The organism is Raoultibacter phocaeensis (assembly GCF_901411515.1).
GTDB lineage: Bacteria > Actinomycetota > Coriobacteriia > Coriobacteriales > Eggerthellaceae > Raoultibacter > Raoultibacter phocaeensis.
The window spans coordinates 1,200,585-1,220,381 of sequence record NZ_CABDUX010000002.1; the positions used below are offsets into that span (position 1 = coordinate 1,200,585).

A 19,797-nucleotide genomic window follows, 5' to 3' on the forward strand; every position below is an offset into this window, starting at 1 on the left:
GTCCTGCACTATAATCACCGTATCGTTTCCGAAAAGAAAGCATACCATGGCTGCCGCTCATCCGACGTTCTTCACGTACGCAACTCCGGTCGGGCACCTCACCATCGCTTCGGATGGCACCTCGATCACCGAGCTCGCCTTCGGCGTACGCGAGCTTTCGGGGGAAAAGAAGCCAAGCGAACTCACGAACCGCGCCGCTAACCAACTCCAGGAATACTTCGCAGGCAAGCGAACCGTGTTCGACCTTCCCCTCGATCCGCACGGTACACCGTTTCAGAAACGGGTATGGACAACGCTCCTTTCCATTCCCTACGGGCAAACGCAAACCTACGGAGATGTCGCGCAAGCCCTCGGCGATCCGAACGCCGTGCGTGCAGTCGGCGCCGCGAACAACCGAAACCCTCTTCCGATCCTCATCCCCTGCCACCGTGTCGTCGCAGCGAATGGCAACCTGGGAGGCTGGGGCGGCGATCCGAAGGCGAAGGCGTTTTTGCTCGACCTCGAACGAAAGCACGCAGACAGCCGCCCGACCGAGCACCGAGCGGCAGACGATCTCGACAGTTCCGATGGAAAGGCATCATGAGCGTTTATACGAACAACATCATCACCGCGGCGATTGCGTTTCCCTTCATCGCATTCGTCATCACCGTCCCGTACATGATCTACCAGTACCGCAAGTTCGGCTCGATACCGTGGCTGAGAACGCTCATCGTGTACTCTTTTGTTTTCTACCTCATGTGCGCATATTTCCTCGTCATTCTACCTTTGCCCGAAGACCGCACGGCAACGGTCGCCTATGCGGCGACGCCCCAGCTCATGCCCTTCAACTTCGTGAGGGAGTTCCTTGCGGAAACCACGTTTTCACTTTCCGATCCGTCCACTTGGCTCAAGACGCTGCGCGATCCGTACGTCTACGAAGCGGCGTTCAACGTGCTTTTGCTCGTGCCGCTCGGCATGTACCTGCGCTATTATTTCAGACGCACATGGTGGCAGACGCTCATCATCGGGTTTCTCACGACGCTCTTCTTCGAAGTCTCGCAGCTTACCGGCCTCTTCGGCGCATACGCCCACCCGTACCGGCTTTTCGACGTGGACGACCTTCTGCTCAACACGCTCGGGGCAATGGTGGGCTTCTGGATCGTCGGTCCCGCCATGCGGCTTCTGCCCGACATACGCATCGTAAACGAGGAGGCGCGCGAGGCAGGGCTGCGCGCAAGCGTGACGAAACGGGCGCTCTCGTTTGCAATCGACCTGTTCATCGCCCAAACCGCCGCATCGCTTGTCTTGGGCGGCCTCGACGGTGCAGGGCTGCGCGAGCTTGCGGCTTCGCAGGACGTTTCGTGGGGGGTTCTGAGCACGGCCGTCGAGCTCGCGTTTTACCTCGTCTGCTTCGTACTCGTTCCGATACTTACGAAAGGCCAGACGCTCGGCCAAAAGCTGCTTCGCTTGCGCATCGTGCGGCCCGACGCAAGTCAGGCCCGGTGGTATCAGTACCTCGCCCGCTACGGGCTTTTGTACGCATTCGTGCTGCTGCCGGTGGTTGCGCTCGGCGCCATTGTATCGATCGACCCTGCGCAATCCCCGGAATTCGGCGTTCTCGCTTCATTCGTCGCCGAACATCGCACCGGGTTCGCCGTCGCATGGACCGTCGTCATGGCCGTATGGGCGGCTTCGCTCGTCGTGCGCGCCATCCGCTCCGCCGTGAAGAAGCGGCCGTTCGTCATGCTCAACGGCGTGCTGAGCGCCACCCGCGTCATGACCGTCGAAGCTGCCGACGAAGAGCGTGCGCGCAGAAGCCCACTTGCCGTTGCCGAGGTCGTAGCGCTTGAGCAGATGCTCGCCGAAGACGGAACTTCGCTTGCCGAGCTGATGGAACGCGCTGGCACCGCCGTCGCCGACGAGGTGCGCGCCTGGGTTCCCGATCCTTCGCGCATCGTCGTGTTCGCCGGATCGGGCAACAACGGCGGAGACGGATGGGTTGCAGCGCGTGCGCTCGCCGAGAAGGGCTACCCGGTAACCCTCGTTACGCCCGATATCGCCGAGCGCATCAAAGCGGAGCCTGCGCACTCAACGGCCATGGCGGTGTTCGCCGCTGCAAACGAGCAGAACCTTTCCTTGAGCGTCCTTGTCGCACCCGACGCCGATACCGTCGCCGATGCGCTCGATGTTGCATCAGCCGTTGTCGATGCGATGCTTGGAACGGGTTTTTCAGGGGAAGAGGTACGAGAGCCCTATGCCGGTTGGATTCGAGTGGCGAACAAGCGCCGCTTCGAGGGAGCGCGCCACAAAGGACGCGGATTCCATCGCAAACGCCGCTTCGAGCGGGGCGATCACGACCGCGACCGCAAGAAGCTTCCCAAGAAAGCAAAAGACGCCCCGTTTGCCGTGGCGGTCGACGTACCGAGCGGCCTGTCGGCCCAAACGGGTTCCATCGGCCGCCCGACGTTTGCGGCCGATACCACCGTAACGATGCTCGCCTACAAGCCCGGTCTCGTTAAGCCACAGGCCGCACGTTTCACCGGAACCGTCGAGCTCGCCGCCCTCGCAGACACCGCACTGTATCGCGAACGGCTCCAGGCGCAAAGCGAAGCGTAGAGCACCCGAAGGCAACGGCAGCGTGTACGGCCGAAGGGCGGGAGCTGAGTACGAAGGGAACTCAGGCACGCAAGCCAGAGCACGTAGAGCGATCCGAAGTTCGCCTGCCATTGCTCGGGGATCGATACCCATGTTTGCCCGCCAGGGCACGTGGGTTGATATTTGATGACCGATGATCGCCCGCCAGAGCTCGTAGGCCGATGTTCGATGATCGATAGGTACTGTACACCCTACGTCGTTTTGCGACGATTATCGTCCAAAGCGTACGTACAAAAAATATGCGAACAGGGAAAACGTTCGCACTCCCGAAGGAGCGCTGCTGTTTTTTATCACATAACAACGTAGGGTGTACAGTACCAATTGCGTACGCCTCATTGGGTACATCTTCGCCTCATCGGATACGCAGTAGCGCCCAGGCGTCGTTGCGAGCGCAACGACAACCGCTCGGTAAGCGTCAGAACGCCTCGTGGTCGTTATCCGTCAGCAAAAACGAAAGCACGCCGTCGGCCAGGTCGAGCGCAGCATCCGCGCCGAGCACCGAGGGCAGAGCCGTGCGGGCAAGTGCATCGATCTCGCGTTCGCGGCGCAGATCGATCTTCCGCTCGATGCTGCAGAACGGCACATCGACGACGAAGAGCTTTCGCATACCCTGCCCGTTGCGGACGGCGACGGCGGTCTTGTTTGCCAGGTCCGCGTACGTTTCGCGATCGATGCCCACCTTCTCGTAGAACTCGGGAACGCTCGCCACACCGAAGGCTCGAAAGAATTCCTTGATTTCGCCGCATCCTGCAAGCGGGTACGGTGGGATGTCGTAGCCGAGCTGACGGGCGTACACATAGATATAGCGCACGCCGTCGCAGACGGTGATCGCAGGTCCAAGCGTTGTGAACACGAGCTCGAGCAGACCGTTTTCGCCGATGCTTCCAAGGCGTGCTTCGAGTACCTGCTCGAACAGCCCGCAGGTGCGCTCAAGCTCTTCGCCCGGCTGTCTATCCTCCGCGCCCATGCCGCTCAAATGCCGTAGAACTCCGTGGTGAGCGGGCGGCTCGCAAGATCGAGGGCCGCCTGCTTCACATCGGCACCCTCCCACACCACACCGCGCACGACCGAGGTGATCGGCAGCTCGACATGGTACATGTCGGCGAGCGTCTGGATCGTCCTGCAGGCAAGCGCACCCTCCGCCACCATGTGGGTCGCCTCCGTGAAATCGGCGAGCGACTTGCCTTCGGCGACCATCGCCCCGAAGCGGCGGTTCCTCGAGTGGGGGGAGGTGCAGGTTGCGATGAGGTCGCCGGTGCCCGCAAGACCCATACACGTGATGGGGTTTCCGCCGCACGCCGCGACGAGTCGGCTCATTTCGGCGAGACCGCGTGTCATGAGCAGGGCCGCGGTGTTGTCGCCGTAGCCGATGCCGTAGGAAAGCCCCACCGCGATGGCGATGACGTTCTTGAACGCGGCGCAGAGCTCGACACCGCACGTGTCGTCGCTCACGTACGTGCGGAACGTCTCGGTTGCGAACAGGCGCTGAAAATACTCCGCTGTCGCCTGCGACGACGAAGCGACCACCGTCGCAGAGAACATGAGCTTCACAACCTCTTCGGCATGGTTGGGGCCTGAGAGCACCGCAAGCCGGTCCCTGCCGCCGAGCTCGGCCTCGAACACCTCGACCGGCAGAAGACCGCTTCCCTCCTCGACGCCTTTCGAGCAGATGACGATCGGGGTATCGTCGATGAGATACGGGGCTATCGCCTGAGCCGTTTCGCGCATCAGGCTCGACGGCGTCACAATGACGACCGATTCGGCTTCGGCAAGCGCCTGCTTATGCGAAACGGTTGCGCGCACATTCTCGGAAAGTGCCACGTCGCTCAGATACCGGGGATTGACGTGCCGCTCGTTGATCGCATCGACCACCTCGTTCTTGCGCGCCCATACGACTACCTCGTGCCCGCTTGTTCCGAGCAGCTGAGCCAGAGCCGTTCCCCACGATCCCGCTCCGATAACCGCAACGCTCATGAAGCCTCCTTCGAAGCGGCATCCGCGCCGCCCACAAGCCGCTTTCCGAACGAACGGGAAACGGCGAACAAACCTTGTATCCGAACTCGAAGCGCAATGCCGCGAACTCTGCGCTTACGCCTTCTTCTTGCTTCCGATGCGGTTCTCGGTGCCCGAGAGCAACCGCTTGATGTTAGCCCGATGAGCCCACACTACGGTAAGCCCCGCAATCGAACAGAGCGCAACGGCGAGCCAATCGCCCCAGAAGAAGTACAGCGCGAAAAACGGACACGCGAGCGCTGCAGCGATCGAGCCGACCGAAACGTATCGCGTGACCAAAACGAGCACGATGAAGATGGCGAGCTCGAGGCAGGCGCCCACGACGCCGTACGTAACGAAGATGCACCCCACGGCGACCGCGATCCCCTTGCCGCCCTTGAACTTGAGCCATGGCGAAAAGATGTGGCCCCATGTGCAGCCGAGAAACGCGACAGCCAGCAGATCATCGTAGCTCAACAGCGATGAGCCGTCCACGGAAAGCCCGCCTCCGGGAACGAAATACCAGCACGCGATCATCGCGAGTACGCCCGAGAGCAGGCCTTTCCCGAAATCGAGCACGAATACCGCCGAACCGCCCACTTTACCCATAGTGCGCATGGCATTGGTGGTGCCGATGTTTCCGCTGCCGTGCTCGCGGATATCGGTATGGTAGAACACCTTCGAGATGATGAGCCCGAAGGGAATTGACCCCAGCAAAAACGCCACCGCGAACAATCCGACGGCTACGGCGGCGAAATAGGCGACCCCTTCCATGTATCCTTTAATCCTTCCGCTTGAATTTGAGCTTGATGGGCGTCCCCGTCAGATCGAAGCTGTCGCGCAGACGGTTTTCAAGGTACCGCTCGTAGTTGTCGTCGACGATTTCGGGGTGGTTGGCGAAGAACGTGAACTGCGGTGGCTTGACTGCGGTCTGCGTCACGTATTTGATCTTGAGGATCTTCTTCCCCTGACTGATGGTATGGCCGAAATCCCTGATGCCTTGCAGCCACGTGTTGAGCTTGCTCGTAGAGATCCCCTGGCTGAAATTGGCGTATGCGGTGTCGACGGCATCCCAGATGCGGTTCACGCGCTTGCCGGTTATGGCCTGGATCGAGATGACGGGAGCGTAGCCCACAAACGTCATACGGTCGGCGATCTTCTCGCGTATCTCGGCTTTGGCATCGGGTCCGTCGATGAGGTCCCACTTGTTCAGCACGATCACCATGGCGCACCCGCGCTCGGCGGCAAAGCCCGCAACGCGCTGATCCTGATCAGTCAACCCGATCGAGGCGTCGATGACGAGCAGCGCCACGTCGGCGCGGTCGATGGCCCGCATTGCACGCACGAACCCGTAGTATTCGACATCTTCGTCGATTTGGCTTTTACGGCGAAGCCCCGCCGTGTCGACGATCGTATAGAAGCGGCCCTCGTGTTCGATCGTGGTATCGACAGCATCGCGCGTCGTGCCCGCGACATCCGACACGATAGACCGGTCGTTTTCGATCAGGCAATTCGCAAGCGAGCTCTTGCCCGCGTTCGGGCGGCCGATGATGGCTACGTTGATCGTCTGCTCAGGCTCGTCCTCATCCTGTTCGGGCAGCTGTTTAAGCTCGTCGACCAGCGCGTCGAGCAGATCTCCCGTACCGTTTCCGTGCATTGACGAGAGGGGCCAGGGATCCCCGAGGCCGAGCTGGTAGAACTCCCACATCTCGTCGACGCTGTTCGGCGTGTCCATCTTATTGACGGCGAGCATGATCGGCTTATCGGATTTGCGCAGGATGCGCGCGACTTCCTCGTCGTCGGCGTTGATGCCGGTCTTCCCGTCGACGAGGAACACGATCACGTCGGCCTCACGCGTGGCCGCAAACGCCTGGGCGCGAATCGAGCCCTGGAAGGCGTCTTCGGTTCCCATCTCGATGCCGCCGGTGTCCACGAGCGTGAAATGCACGCCGTTCCAATCAGCCTCGTGATACGACCGGTCGCGCGTCACGCCGCGCATCTCGTGCACGATGGCCTCATCTGCTTCGGCGATACGGTTGACGAAGGTGGATTTGCCCACGTTGGGCCTGCCCACCACTGCTACTATCGGTAATGCCATGCCTGATACCTTATTCTCTTCGATTCCCAGCTTCGGATGAAGCGGTTTCGGGCGATGCGAGGGCTGCTGCGGATTCTATGCGCTCGGCGATCTGCCCGAAATACTCGGATGCATTACAGGATACCACGCCAAGCGGAACGCTTACCTCGTTTTGCAGTTTCCCCAAATCCCAATCGTCGAGCGTCATGTTGTCGACGTTGAACATCACCGCGGGCAGCGCCACGAAGTCCAAATCCGCCAGAGGTCCGATCTCGCGCACGATGTCGGATGCCGTGAGAAGCCCCGTCACATCGACGTTGCCGCCGAAGTACTCGTTTTTTACCGGCAGCACCCTGAATCGCTCACGAAGCGGACCGCGCTCGATAAGCGGGATGAGGAACTCGCGCTGCGCGTAGCCGACCGCGTAGCCCACCTGCGCATCGTGCTGCTCGAGCACCGACGCAAGGCGCGCCTCTTCTTCCGCGCTCGCCTCCCAGTCGTCCACAAACGAGCGGATGATGCCGATGCCGTCTTCGAACATCTCAAAGGCTCCGTAGTGCGATGCGGGAGGCAGATGGTCGAGCAGGTCGTTTGGGTAGGCGTTTCGGTAGAACTCGTCGGCGGCGAACACCCAGGGGGTGTTGCGCTCTGCGAGCGCGCGCGCCCGAAACGGCTCGATAAGCTCAATGACCGCGCGCGCATCGCCCTCGTCGTTGAAGCTTTTGCTGAACGTTCTCTGGTGCTTGGTGAACCCGATCGGCACGATGCCGACGCTTCTGATGCCCGACCGCCCGTATGCCCACGCAAGCGTATTCATCAGCTCCTCGCCATCGTTTACCCCGGGAAGGAGCACGATCTGCGCATGCACCTCTACGCCCGCTTCGAGCAAGCGGTCCAAAGCGGCGATTCCATGCGGCGCGTGCCTGCCGATGAGGCCGCGGCGCACGTCGGGCGAGACGGCATGAAGCGATACGCGCAACGGCGAGATGTGCTGCGAGACGATGCGCTTTTCGTCCTCTTCGGTGAGGTTCGTGAGCGTGACGAACGTGCCCTGAAGAAAGCTCAGGCGAAAATCGTCGTCGCGCAGCACGAGGGAGGGCCGCACGTCGTCGGGGAGCTGGCGCATGAAGCAGAACGTGCACGCGTTGCGGCACAGCTTCACCTCATCGAAAATCGCGCCCCGAAACTGCACTCCCCACCCCTCGCCGGGTTCGCGCTCAAGCACAACGGTTCCCGCATCGCCCTCAGCGTCGATATAGGAAACCTCCATTTCGTCGCCGGCCGTAAGCCAGCGCCAATCGATGATGTCGCGGACCGGTTTGCCGTCGATCGCCGTGACAAAGCAGCCGGGATAAAACCCCGCATCGTCGAAGGGGCTTTGCTCGGCCACCTGCGCGATGGGCGCTTTGACGGAGTCGCTCATGGCCTACAGCGTCTCCAGCCGCTCGATGACGGCGGCAATCTGATCTTCGGGCGTCGAAGCGCCCGCGGTCACGCCAACGACCGCGCAGCCGCAAAACCATGCGGGATCGATCTCGTCGGGCACCTCGACATGGTACGATTTCGGGCAGACGGCTTTGCAGATGTCGTAGAGCCTCGTCGTGTTCGACGAGTTGCGGCCGCCGATCACCACGAGCGCGTCGACCTGTTCGGCAAGCTCGGCAGCCGCTTCCTGACGCTGCCTGGTCGCGAAGCAGATCGTATTCTTCACCTGGGGTTCGATTCCCCGGGCCAAAAGCTCGTCCACCACGGCGTCGAGCGCTTCCTTCGCCTGGGTGGTTTGCACGACGATGCCCACCGGCTCGTCGATATGCTCCGGCAGCTCATCGGGCGTTGCCACGACGAGGCACGGTTTGCCGGTAATCTCGGCATGGGCTTTCATACCCTCGACCTCGGGGTGTCCCGCCTCCCCGACGGCGATCACGTGATATCCCGCTTCGGCAAGGCTTGAAGCCGCTTTCTGGGCGCGCGCGACATGGGGGCAGGTAGCATCGATGATGGGGAGGCCCTTCCGTTCCGCCTCCTGCTTGACCTGCGGCACCACACCGTGGCTGCGGATGATGACAATGCCCTCGGCTATATCGTCGAGCGAGGATGCCTCCCCGACCCCGCGCTGCTTGAGCTCGGCTACCACCTGGGGGTTATGGATGAGCGGCCCGAGTGTGTAGGCGGTGCTGCCGTCGCAGATGGCCGCATAGGCCATGTCGAGCGCACGCTGCACCCCGTAGCACGCACCTGCGTGTCGCGCCCGTATCACCTTCATGCTGCACTCGCTTTCTTTTCGGCGGTTGCTGCGGTACCGAGGGTAGCCGCGAGCTCGCCGGTCGTATGCGTCGGGATGGGATGGGCGGCGAACGCCTCGGCATAATCCTTCGAATCGGGGAACAGCTCGCGCATATCCACCTCTTCGGGCGCACAGCGCTTCGAAAGCGCGAAGCACTCGCGCATGGCGTACCACGTGCACGCGTCGAGCCGCTCGTCTTTCGGGAGGAAATCGAAGTCGGAGACGAGGATCGGGGTCCCAAACTCGATCGTGATTTTCGGAAAGCGGAAGAATTTGCCCTTCTCCTTCACCTTCTCGGCGTTGCGCACCGTCATGGGAAGGATCGGCGCATGTCCCATCCGCGCGATGAACGCAGCGCCGCTATGCAACTCGGGCTTCATCGAGCCTTTGTTGCGTCGCGTGCCTTCGGGAAGGATGCCCACGCATTCCTTGTTCTTAAGCATGCGGCTCGCGCGTTTGATGGCAGAGCGGTCAGCCGAATCCCGCTTGATGGGAAACGCGCCCACACGCGACAGTATCTGGCCTACGAGCCCGTGCGCGTTGTCGAACAGGCTCTCGCGCCCAAGAAAGCGGATCCATTGGCTCGGTCGGGCGGAAAGGTACATGAACGCCACGTCGAGAAACGACGTGTGGTTGCTCACGACGAGCACGCCCGACGTATCCTTGAAACCACGCAGGTTCTCGCGCCCATCGACTCGATAGCGAAAGCACAGCTTGAACACTACTGCGAGGAATCCGTATATGATGTTTCCCGCCCAGTGGGGCACTTGCTTTTCTTGGGATACACCGCCAAGCGGCATGTCCCACATCTTCTCGTATGGCAGAAACAGACTCATCGGGTTCCTTCGAATGGCTCGCATCGCGCCGAAACCACCGGCTTCGGCGGATTGGCCGTACAATCTGACGGCCCTGACTCAAGCACCCTATTCTAGCGGTTCATAGCCTCGCGTGCCATCTCGCAGATACGCTCGATCACATCTTCTATATAGGCATCGGTCGAATCGATGCGCACCGCGTCGTCAGCGGGCCTGAGCGGGGAGGTCGCGCGGGACGAATCGTGCTCGTCGCGGCGCTTGAGATCGGCGAGCACCTCGTCGTAATCGATCGAGCCGACGCCGCGATCGACGTTCTGGCGCACGCGGCGATGGGCGCGCTCCTCGTCGGATGCGGTCAGAAACACCTTCACTTCGGCCTCGGGGAACACGACCGTGCCGATGTCGCGGCCTTCGACGACGTAATCGCCCGCGCGCCCGATGCGCTGCTGCTGGGACACGAGGGCCTCGCGCACCGGAGCGGCCGCCGACACGGGGCTCACCGCCTTGTCTATCTGCGCCGTGCGGATGGCGTCGGTGACTTCGGTGCCGCCGATGAACACGCGCTTCGGGATGGGGTCGCCTTCTACGTGGCCGAACTCGATGTCGCATTCGCGCGCGATGCGGCCGAGCGCCTCCCCGTCGTCGAGCGCCACGCCGTCTGACAGCGCCTGCCAGGCAACGGCCCGATACATCGCGCCGGTATCGAGGCAGGAGAACCCGAGCTTCTTCGCAACGGCTTTCGCCACCGTCGACTTCCCCGCCCCCGACGGGCCGTCTATCGCTATGATCATCGCGTCAACCTTTCAATGTCGTTCAGAAATTCCGGATAGCTGATCTTCACCGAATCGAAGTTCTCCACCTCGATCGGCACCGGGCCGCACAAGCCCACGAGCGCCCACGTCATCGCGAGGCGATGGTCGCACTTCGAATCGAACACGCTTCCCTGCTCGGCGCGCAGGCCGGGCTGGCCTTCGACGAACAGGTCGTTGCCGTCGATCCACGCGTCGACGCCGAGCGTCTCGAGCCCCTCGAGGATGGCCGCCACCCGGTCGGTCTCCTTCACGCGCAGCTCGCTCACGTCGCGAAACACCGTGACGCCGCGCGCATGGGCCGCCACGAGCGCGAGCACCGGCACCTCGTCGACGATGCTCGCGATCTTCTCGGCGGGCACCTCGCAGCCGCGCAGCCCCTCGGTATACGCCGCCTCGATGATGCCGTAGGGCTCCTTGCCCTCCGAGCCGGTATGGCGCACCGCGATGTCGGCTCCCATGCGCTCGAGCGTGCGGGTGAACCCGATGCGGGCCGTGTTGAGGCTCACGTTCTCGATCTGGATGGAGCTGCCGCGCTTCAGAAGCGCCGCGCACACGAGGAACGCCGCCGAAGAGGGATCGCCGGGAACGACGACTTCGGCCGCAGCGGGGATGCTCGGACCGACGACGCTCGCCGTGCGGGCAGCTGCGGTCGTGCGGATGCCGTACTCGGGCAGCATGAGCTCGGTGTGGTTGCGCGATTCGGCGGGCTCGTTGACGGTCGTCGTTCCGTCTGCGTACACGCCCGCGAGCAGGATGGCGGTTTTGAGCTGAGCCGACGCCATCGGCGCATCGTAGGTGATCGCTTTCAGGGATTTCGTACCGCATACCGTGATGGGCAGCGTCTCGCGTCCTTCGGGAGTAAAGCGAACGCCCATCTTCATGAGCGGAGCCGTGATGCGGCGCATGGGTCGGTTTTGGAGCGACTGGTCTCCCGTGACGGTAACGCTCACGGGCCACGGCGCGAGCATACCCATGAGCAGGCGCGCAGTCGTACCCGAGTTGCCGCAGTCGATCGGTTCGGCAGGCTCGGCGGGACCTGACGCCCCCCAGCCGGTGATGCCGCCTGCAAGGCTGCCGTCGGGTTGCTTCTCAAGCGACACCTTCGCACCGAGCGCTTCGGCCGCCGCAATCGACGAGCGCACGTCGGCCGAATCGAGGATGCCCGTTACCTGCGAGGTCCCTTCGGCCATCGCAGAGAGCAGCACGGCGCGGTGCGAGATGCTCTTGTCGCCCGGAACATGGGTCGACCCCTCGATCGGCGCAGTAAGCGGACGGATGACGGTTTTCCCTGATTCAGTCGACATGGGTGTACTCCTTCGGACGAAGCGGGCTGAACGATACCGAAAAACCTGCCTTGATGAGCTGGGCGGACAGCTGTCCGACATCCCCCTCGTCGGTGAGGACGAGGCTCAAAACGGCACTGTCTTCGGTGATATGGTCGATTTCGATGGACTGGATGTTGCACCCCGCCTGGCTCGCGATCGTCGTGGCTTCGGCGACGACGCCTTTGCGATCTTCCATGGGGATGCGCACCTCCAGAAGCTTCTCGGTGCTCGGCACCCAGGCGGCGGGAAGCGCTCTGCGGGCTTCGGCCGCATCGGCAAGAAGCGCACGCATGGTTTCGCGATCCCCCGTTTCGAGCGCGGTCGCGAACTGGCCTAAAATGCCCTGCATCTCGGCGAGGCCTCTGCTCAAAGCGTCGGCGTTGTCGAACACGATGCCGCTCCAGAGCTTCGGTGAACCGGCCGCGATGCGCGTAGAATCCTTGAATCCGCCCGCAGCGAGACGGAACAGCGCCTGCTGATCGTCGGCATGGCGGCTTGCGAGCTCGACAAGCGAGGAAGCAACGATGTGCGGCACATGGCTTACCACCGCAACCGCTTCGTCGTGATCTTCTCGCGGAAGCGAGATGACGCGGGCTCCGAGGCCTGTGATGATCTCATGGAGCAACTGGAAATGCTCCGCCCGGGTGTTCTCGTCGGGACAGAGTATCCAGTGGGCACCTTTGAACAAGTCGGAGCGGGCCCCTTCGATGCCGTTCACCTCGGAACCTGCCATGGGATGGCCCGGAACGAAGTTGTGCGGATGAGGAAGAAGCTCGGCAGCCGCATCGAGAACGTGCGCCTTCGTCGAGGCGGTATCGGTAACGATACCGCGGTAGTCCCAAGCAGCGAGCCTCTCGAAGTACTCGTCGACCGCAGCGAGGGGAGTTGCCACGACCACGATGCCGCATCCGTCTTCCACAAACGCTTCGAACGCAGGATCATCGGGTGCGACCGCTTCGGTGACCCACTCCTTGCCAAGCGCCGCAGCGAGCGTTTCGTGCGAGACGTCCACACCGAGCACTTCGGCATCGGGGCATTGCTCGCGGTAGGCAGCCGCAAACGACGCTCCCACGAGGCCGAGTCCGATCACCGCTATCTTATTTGCGCACACAGACATGCCTGAAATTCCACTCCTTACACAACGGGTTCAGTAAGGTATTCTAGCATCATCGGCGCAAAGCGCTAGAGAGAGCGGCAAGTTCCTCGCCGTCGATTTCGCGCCATGCGCCCGGCTCGAGGGCCCCGAGCGCGATAGGCCCGAAATGGGTGCGATGCAGATGCACGACCGGATGGCCGACGGCTTCCAGCATGCGGCGCACCTGGCGCTTGCGGCCTTCGTGGATGCGGATGCTCACGACCGACCTTCGCGCTGCGCGCAGGTCGAGTTTGCGGGCGTACTCCCGGGACGCGGGAGCACCTTGCCGAGCCGTCTCGGTTAAATCCGCGAACGCCCGCTTCGCCGCTTCGCCCGCAAGCACCTCGACCTTGGCGGGAAGCGTCATGCCGTCATCGAGCTCGATGCCCGCGCGCAGCCGTTCGAGTTCCTTTTCGCTCGGCTTTCCTTCGACAAGGGCTATGTAGCGCTTTTCCACATGCTTCTTGGGGTGGAGCAGGGCATGACCCAGCTCGCCGTCCGTTGAAAAGAGCAGAAGCCCCGTCGTATCGAGGTCGAGCCGCCCGATCGGATAGAGCCCCGGATAGCGGTCGGTGGGCACGAGGCTTGCCACGCAGGGGCGCCCCTGCGGATCCGACATCGTTGTAACTACGCCGGAAGGCTTGTTGAGCGCAAGCGTGACCGGCCTATCCGAGAGCTGAACGACGATTCCATCGACAGCCACCTCGTCGATGCGCGGATCGACCTTGCTTCCAAGCTCGGTTACCGTGATTCCGTTGACCGTGACGCGCCCCGCCGTCATGAGATTTTCCGAACCGCGCCTTGAAGCCGCACCGGCGCGCGCGAGGAACTTCTGCAGGCGCATGGGGACGATGCGCTCGCCCTGCTCGCTGCCGCGTGCGCTTTCCGCATCCACGGATCGCGTGGCGCCGTGGACCCCTTCGGCAGCCAGGGAGCGCCCGTCCGCTTCGGCTGCGGTCTCTGCTGACAGGTTTTCGCCGCGTGCGCTTCCCACGTCCGCGGATCGTCCTTCGTTAGTCTTCTTCGAAGGTAAGCTCATCGAAATCTATCTTTTCCACAAGACCGAATCCCGCAGCCATCGCTTCGGCAAGGAGCGCTTGGCCCTGCGGCGCGTCGCTTTGCCGAACGGATCTTTCGCCGTCTTCGGCGTCCGGCGCGCTCGCCCCCGTTCGAGCGTCCGCATCTCTCGGCGTCGCCGAAACGCCATCGGCCATTTCGTCGATGTCGAACTGGGCCTCGAACTCCTCGTACCCCTCCGCCCCATCGAGCGGAGCATCAGATTTCGTCGCACTCAAGCGCTCGCGGATGAACGCGCGCGTCTCGTCGTCGGGAGCGTATTCGGCAATGTCGGGCAAATCGGCAGTCGAGCGCAGGCCGAACTTCTCAAGGAAAGTACGTGTTGTGGCATAAAGCGTCGGATTGCCGGGAGCATCCTCGGTCCCCGCTTCGCGCACGAGGCCCTTCTCAACGAGCGAGTTGATCGAGCTGTCGGAGTTTACACCGCGCACCGACGCTACCCCGGCGCGGGTGACGGGCTGGCTGTATGCGACGATCGCAAGCGTTTCCATAGCAGCTTGCGAGAGCTTGCGCGTATCCCACGACAACACGTACCGCTCGATGAGTTCGTGGTATACCGGGTGGGTATACAAGCGCCACCCTCCCGCAACCTCGCGCAGCTGGATTCCGCGGTTCTCGTCTTCGAGCTGCGCACGCAGATCGACAAGCGCGCATTCTACCTCGCCCGGCTCGACTTCGAGCATGTCGGCGAGCGTGATCGTGCTCACCGGTTCGTCGGTGACAAAGAGCATCGCCTCGAGCGCGCCCTTGAGCTGGTAATCCTGCAAACCCGAAAACATGTCTAGTCCTCCCCTATCGAGGTGATGGCGTCGTCGCCATCGAAGATGAGCTCGCCCGAACCCTCGATGAAATCGATGTCGATGTCGCCGAACGAAGTCTTCTGCCTGATGGTTACCATGGAACGCTTGTAGAGCTCGAGGACGGCAAGAAACGTCACGACCACGATGGGCACAGGCGTTTTCGCATCGACGAGCTCGGAGAAGCGAAGGTGCTTGCTGTTTTTGATACGCTGATGGATGGCCCGCACGTGCACCTCGACCGGGATCGGCTTCGCGGCGATATGCTCCGATTCGAGCAGGAAGATGTCGCGGCGCGCGTAGGCTGCAGCGCACAGGTACGCGAGCGCATCGAGCGTGACGTGCTCGAGGTAGTCGGGCACGAGCGAAAGGAAGTTCAGGTCGGGCCCGAACGGGCGCGCATGCATACGCCCCTCGGCGACGAACCGCGCATGGAGCCCCGCAGCCGCGTTCTTGAACTTCTTGTACTCGAGCAAGCGGCCCACGAGGATGTCGCGCGCCTCGTTCGGCGCAATCTCTTGGAATTCCTCGACGGTCGCCGACTTTTCCTGGGGAATGAGGCTTGCGGCCTTGATCTCGAGCAGCGTGGAGGCGACGAGCAGAAAATCGCTCGCCACGTCGAGGTCGAGGTTCGTCATACGCGAAACCTCGGCGAGGTACTGATCGGCGATCTCGGTAATGGAGATGGCTCCAATATCGACCTTCTGCCTGCTCACAAGATAGAGCAGTAGATCGAACGGCCCCTCGAAGCTCTCTATGCGAACCTTGTACGACATGGAAACCCCGCTCTCAGATGAGGCCCATGAGCCGCGCCAGATTGTACGCCGTGGCGTTGAGGTACATGCCGATCGGGTTCACTTTCAAGATGTAGGGAACGGCGATGACCACGATCATGAAGATGGGCAAAGCGTACTGCTGGATGCGGTAGTACTTCGGCAGGTATTTCGCGGGCAGGATGAACGCGAAGATAGACGAGCCGTCAAGCGGCGGGATGGGCAGCAGGTTGAAGAACATGAGAAACAGGTTGATGAGCCCGAACAAGGGCAGGTACAGATAGCAAAAGTAGAAGAGGAGCTCGTTTTGGAACGCCGAGGCGGGAACCACGAGTTCGATCACCCAGAGAAGCAGCGCCGCGACGCACGCCATGACGAGATTGGCTGCAGGCCCCGCAAGGCCCACGATAAGATCGCCTTTGCGCGGGTTCTTGAAGTAGCGCGGATTGTATGGCACAGGCTTTGCGTAGCCGAACACCGGCATGTTCATGAGCATGAGCAATGCCGGCATGATGACCGTACCGAACGGATCGACGTGCTTAAGCGGGTTGAGCGAGAGCCTTCCTTGGCTTTTCGCCGTAGGATCGCCGAGCTTGTACGCAGCGAAGCCGTGCGCCACCTCGTGGAACACGATGGCGGGGATGAAGCTTAGGACGCTGCAGATGAGGTATGGGATATCGATTGCATTCATAGTGATAGCCAGTCTACCCTGAGTGCGCCGCGCAGAACACCGTGCCCGCAAAATTTCACAAGTTCCCGTAGCGGCGGCGCGTCCGCGGTATCGGGTGCGGCGCCCAGCGCGTCGTGAGCGATGATCGAAGACACGGCTTTCAAGACGTTCGGAGTTCGAACAGGAATCAGAAGCGATGGCCGGGAGCGCTCGATTGCACGTGGGCGAACGCACTTTGTTCGGGAACTTCTCAATCTTGGCACAGAATCCGAGGTTTGACAATTAAGGAAGAATGTACTTAAATTTTTCCGATAACCAATCTGCATAGTACCTGATCGCAGGTTTCTCTATATATCAGTTCATTAAGTAATTTCTTTGGTATTTGTCAAACCTCGGATTTTGTGCCAGAATCGGAGCCAGCGGGAACACATGACCGCCAACCGACCGTTGCTATCCAACCCTTACCCTACTTGCTGCAAGCGCCCGATTACGCGATTGGCAGTCGAGCCGGGTACTTGCAGTAAGCGTCCGATTGCGCGATTGGAAGTCGAGCCGAGTGCGGATCCGCTGCTCAGCACACGTGCAGGCGCTTATCCCAACCCCCGAAAGCCCCGCTGGCGCAGTACTTCGTACGTGCCGACGGCCACTGCATTCGAGAGGTTCAGGCTGCGCAGACCCTCGCGCATGGGGATGCGCACGCACGCACCCGTGCGGGCTTCGAGAATAGCTTCGTCGATGCCACGGCTTTCGCGTCCGAATACGAGATACGGTTCGGAACCGTACGGCACATCGGTGTACAAACGCTCGGCTTTTCCCGTGAAGAAGTGGAGTTCGCACCCCGTATGCTCCTCGAGAAACGCAGCCGTGCACGAGTGGCGCACGATCTCGACCTCATTCCAGTAATCGAGCCCGGCGCGATCGAGATGTTTGCTCGTCAGGCGAAACCCCATCGGCTTCACCAGGTGGAGCACCGCACCCGTGCAAGCGCAGGTGCGGGCGATGTTACCGGTGTTCTGAGGGATCTCGGGTTCGAAGAGCACGATGTGCAGGCGGCCCAATGCGCGCGCTTCGCCCATCAGGCATCTTCCTGCTGGCGGCGCAGCTCCTCTTCGAGCTCCTCGGTGAGGGTGAACCACTCCTCCTCAGCGGAAGCGAGGCGCTGTTTGAGCTTCGCGTGCTCGGCAATCGCATCGCTCGACGCATCCTCGTTGGTGTAGAACGACGGATCGGCCATGAGCGCCATGAGCTCGTCCATGCGCGCGTTGTCGGCAGCCATCTGGCGATCGAGTTCTTCGATGCGCTTGCGATGGTTCTTGAGCGCGGCGTAGGCGCGATTGCGGGCTTGGGCTTCTTTTCGCTTCTGCTCCTTGGTTTTCGGGGCACTACCGCGTGGGGCGGTAAGCTGCACGTCCTCAACGGGGGCGGCAGCTTCGCCCGAGCGCGCTCGCCTGTTCACTGTAACAACGGTTTCGGTTGGCTTATCCGCATTGCCGCCAAGGGCTGCGGGTTTTTTCAGGGAACCCTTCCCGGTAGCTTTGGCCGCGCCTTTCCCCGTGGACTTGGCACCGTTTTTTCCCGAGGCCGCCTTACCGAGCGTTCGCGAGGCATCCCCCACCATCTCGTCGACGAGCGACCGCTCGGCTGGGGCTTCACCCTCGAGCTTGCCGCTCTTGAACAGATAGTAATCGTAGTCGCCGTCGTAGTTGGTAACGCGGCCGGGCTCCACTTCGATGATGCGGTTCGCCACGCCTCGAATGAGATGCCTGTCGTGTGTGATGAAGAGGATCGTTCCCTCGAACTGCTTCAGAGCCTGCTCGAGGATATCGGCGCTTGCGATGTCGAGGTGGTTCGTCGGCTCGTCGAGGCACAGAAGCGGCGTGGGGGCCACGAGCATCTTCGCAAGCGCGAGCCTGCTCTTCTCGCCACCCGAAAGCACGCTCACGCGCTTTTCCACGGCATCGCCCTCGAACAGAAACGCGCCCAAAAGCGTGCGCACCTGCGAAATGGACCAGCCCGGTGCTACGCGGTCGAGCTCCTCGAACACGGTGTTGCCCGAGTTGAGCTCTTCGAGCTGATGCTGGGCGTAATAGGTTTTCGTAACATGGATGCCGTAATCGATCGACCCCGCATCGGGGGCAAGCGCGCCGGCCACCATCTTGAGCAACGTCGACTTGCCTGCCCCGTTGGGGCCGACGAGCGCCACTTTGTCGCCGCGGTACAGCGTCACGTTGAGATCTTCATATACCACGTGCTCGCCGAAGCGCTTCTGCACGTGCTCGACGCCGACCACCTTATCGCCCGTGCGCGGCGGCTGCTTGAAGTTGAAGCGGACTTTCTTCTTCTCCTCGGGCACCTCGATGCGCTTGATCTTCTCGAGCTTCTTGACGCGGTCCTGCACCTGCTTGGCTTTCGTGGCCTTGTAGCGGAACTTCTCGACGAACGCCTCCATATGGGCGATCTCCTCGGCTTGCTTCTCGGCGGCGGCCTTGAGCCTTTCGATGTGCGCCTCGCGGGCGCGCAGGTACGCCGAGTAGTTGCCCTTGTACAGCGTCACTTCCCCGTTGTCGATTTCAGCGACGCGGTCGACCATGTTGTCCATGAATGCGCGGTCGTGGCTGACCACGACGACGGTGCCCGCGTAACCGCGCAAAAACCCCTCAAGCCATTTGACGCTTTCGAGGTCGAGGTGGTTCGTCGGCTCGTCGAGCAGGAGCACTTCGGGGTTTCTGATGAGCAGCTTCGCGAGTGCGATGCGCATCTGCCAGCCGCCCGAGAACTCGGTCGTCGAACGCTCGAGGTCCTCTTCTTTGAACCCAAGGCCGAACATGACGCTGCGCACGCGCGGTTCGAGCGTGTAGCCGCCGAGCGCCTCGTACATGTCGCGGGCGCGTCCGCAGGCTGCAAGCTCGGACTCGCTCGGATCGTCGCCGAGTGCATGTTCGAGGCGGCGAAGGTGCTGCTCTGCCTGCAGAATCTCAACCTGAGATGAAATGACCTCCTCGAAAATCGGGCGGTCTTCCATTTCGATGGCTTCCTGCTCGAGGTAGCCGACGGCCGCCCCCTTCGCAAAGAGCACGCGCCCCGAATCGGCGTCTTCCTCGCCGGAGATGATGTTCAGAAGCGTCGTCTTGCCCGCGCCGTTCGGACCGACGAGCGCAAGCCGGTCGTGCTCTTCGAGCCGAAACGTCACATCGGAGAACAGCACGCGGCTGCCGAACGCTTTGGAGATATGTTCGAGTTGCATAATCACGAGGGCATATGGTATCGGTTCGCGCAAGGCCGCGCAAGCACAAGGCGGGGCATGCGCGAAATCGCCAGACGAGGGCGACTGGGCGCATCCGAAGCCGGGACGCATCGGCCATGCGACATGCGGTAGGTGGTCGCAGCCAGCCCACCTTCGCGATGC

The 19,797-nt window shown here is 62.0% G+C and carries 18 protein-coding genes; 2 read left to right on the forward strand and 16 right to left on the reverse strand.

The window, feature by feature from the left end; translation table 11 throughout:
• Nucleotides 1–46: 46 nt before the first annotated feature.
• Together FJE54_RS13000 and FJE54_RS13005 are read left to right on the forward strand one after the other, a co-directional pair.
• Nucleotides 47–583 (forward strand): methylated-DNA--[protein]-cysteine S-methyltransferase, encoded by a 537-nt coding sequence (locus FJE54_RS13000; protein ID WP_139653239.1) that lies wholly within the window; start codon nucleotides 47–49, stop codon nucleotides 581–583.
• Complete coding sequence (locus FJE54_RS13005) at nucleotides 580–2,595, forward strand: NAD(P)H-hydrate epimerase (RefSeq protein ID WP_139653240.1); 2,016 nt, start codon at nucleotides 580–582, stop codon at nucleotides 2,593–2,595. Before FJE54_RS13000 ends, FJE54_RS13005 begins: the two co-directional genes overlap by 4 nt.
• A 454-nt stretch (nucleotides 2,596–3,049) precedes the next feature.
• Here FJE54_RS13005 and FJE54_RS13010 read toward each other — a convergent pair whose 3' ends face one another.
• The 16 genes from FJE54_RS13010 to FJE54_RS13085 form a co-directional block, all read right to left on the reverse strand.
• Complete coding sequence (locus tag FJE54_RS13010) at nucleotides 3,050–3,610, reverse strand: hypothetical protein (RefSeq protein ID WP_139653241.1); 561 nt, start codon at nucleotides 3,608–3,610, stop codon at nucleotides 3,050–3,052.
• Entirely contained in the window at nucleotides 3,607–4,608 is a 1,002-nt protein-coding gene (locus FJE54_RS13015) for an NAD(P)H-dependent glycerol-3-phosphate dehydrogenase (protein ID WP_139653242.1), read from the reverse strand. Before FJE54_RS13015 ends, FJE54_RS13010 begins: the two co-directional genes overlap by 4 nt.
• Nucleotides 4,609–4,722: 114 nt before the next feature.
• Nucleotides 4,723–5,400 (reverse strand): glycerol-3-phosphate 1-O-acyltransferase PlsY, encoded by a 678-nt coding sequence (gene plsY / locus FJE54_RS13020; RefSeq protein WP_139653243.1) that lies wholly within the window; start codon nucleotides 5,398–5,400, stop codon nucleotides 4,723–4,725.
• 7 nt (nucleotides 5,401–5,407) lie between these two features.
• Entirely contained in the window at nucleotides 5,408–6,724 is a 1,317-nt protein-coding gene (gene der, locus FJE54_RS13025; protein ID WP_139653244.1) for a ribosome biogenesis GTPase Der, read from the reverse strand.
• Between the two features lie 10 nt (nucleotides 6,725–6,734).
• The gene (locus FJE54_RS13030; protein ID WP_139653245.1) at nucleotides 6,735–8,126 is read right to left on the reverse strand and encodes a DUF512 domain-containing protein; all 1,392 of its coding nucleotides are present in this window, start codon (nucleotides 8,124–8,126) and stop codon (nucleotides 6,735–6,737) included.
• A gap of 3 nt (nucleotides 8,127–8,129) precedes the next feature.
• On the reverse strand, nucleotides 8,130–8,966 hold the full coding sequence (ispH, locus tag FJE54_RS13035) for a 4-hydroxy-3-methylbut-2-enyl diphosphate reductase (RefSeq protein WP_139653246.1): 837 nt from the start codon (nucleotides 8,964–8,966) through the stop codon (nucleotides 8,130–8,132).
• The gene (locus FJE54_RS13040; protein ID WP_139653247.1) at nucleotides 8,963–9,823 is read right to left on the reverse strand and encodes a lysophospholipid acyltransferase family protein; all 861 of its coding nucleotides are present in this window, start codon (nucleotides 9,821–9,823) and stop codon (nucleotides 8,963–8,965) included. Before FJE54_RS13040 ends, ispH begins: the two co-directional genes overlap by 4 nt.
• Nucleotides 9,824–9,915: 92 nt before the next feature.
• Nucleotides 9,916–10,593: a (d)CMP kinase gene (gene cmk, locus FJE54_RS13045; RefSeq protein WP_139653248.1), complete on the reverse strand. Its 678-nt coding sequence runs from the start codon at nucleotides 10,591–10,593 to the stop codon at nucleotides 9,916–9,918.
• Nucleotides 10,590–11,918 (reverse strand): 3-phosphoshikimate 1-carboxyvinyltransferase, encoded by a 1,329-nt coding sequence (aroA, locus tag FJE54_RS13050; protein WP_139653249.1) that lies wholly within the window; start codon nucleotides 11,916–11,918, stop codon nucleotides 10,590–10,592. Before aroA ends, cmk begins: the two co-directional genes overlap by 4 nt.
• Entirely contained in the window at nucleotides 11,908–13,056 is a 1,149-nt protein-coding gene (locus FJE54_RS13055) for a prephenate dehydrogenase/arogenate dehydrogenase family protein (protein ID WP_139653250.1), read from the reverse strand. Before FJE54_RS13055 ends, aroA begins: the two co-directional genes overlap by 11 nt.
• Before the next feature lie 49 nt (nucleotides 13,057–13,105).
• Complete coding sequence (locus tag FJE54_RS13060) at nucleotides 13,106–13,918, reverse strand: pseudouridine synthase (protein ID WP_139653819.1); 813 nt, start codon at nucleotides 13,916–13,918, stop codon at nucleotides 13,106–13,108.
• Between the two features lie 169 nt (nucleotides 13,919–14,087).
• On the reverse strand, nucleotides 14,088–14,930 hold the full coding sequence (scpB, locus tag FJE54_RS13065; RefSeq protein WP_139653251.1) for an SMC-Scp complex subunit ScpB: 843 nt from the start codon (nucleotides 14,928–14,930) through the stop codon (nucleotides 14,088–14,090).
• A gap of 2 nt (nucleotides 14,931–14,932) precedes the next feature.
• The gene (locus FJE54_RS13070) at nucleotides 14,933–15,724 is read right to left on the reverse strand and encodes a segregation and condensation protein A (protein WP_139653252.1); all 792 of its coding nucleotides are present in this window, start codon (nucleotides 15,722–15,724) and stop codon (nucleotides 14,933–14,935) included.
• Nucleotides 15,725–15,737: 13 nt separating this feature from the next.
• Nucleotides 15,738–16,412: a site-2 protease family protein gene (locus tag FJE54_RS13075; protein WP_139653253.1), complete on the reverse strand. Its 675-nt coding sequence runs from the start codon at nucleotides 16,410–16,412 to the stop codon at nucleotides 15,738–15,740.
• Between the two features lie 569 nt (nucleotides 16,413–16,981).
• On the reverse strand, nucleotides 16,982–17,467 hold the full coding sequence (locus FJE54_RS13080; RefSeq protein ID WP_139653254.1) for a tRNA (cytidine(34)-2'-O)-methyltransferase: 486 nt from the start codon (nucleotides 17,465–17,467) through the stop codon (nucleotides 16,982–16,984).
• Entirely contained in the window at nucleotides 17,467–19,641 is a 2,175-nt protein-coding gene (locus FJE54_RS13085; RefSeq protein WP_139653255.1) for an ABC-F family ATP-binding cassette domain-containing protein, read from the reverse strand. The genes FJE54_RS13080 and FJE54_RS13085 overlap by 1 nt, the downstream gene beginning before the upstream one ends.
• Nucleotides 19,642–19,797 lie beyond the last annotated feature (156 nt).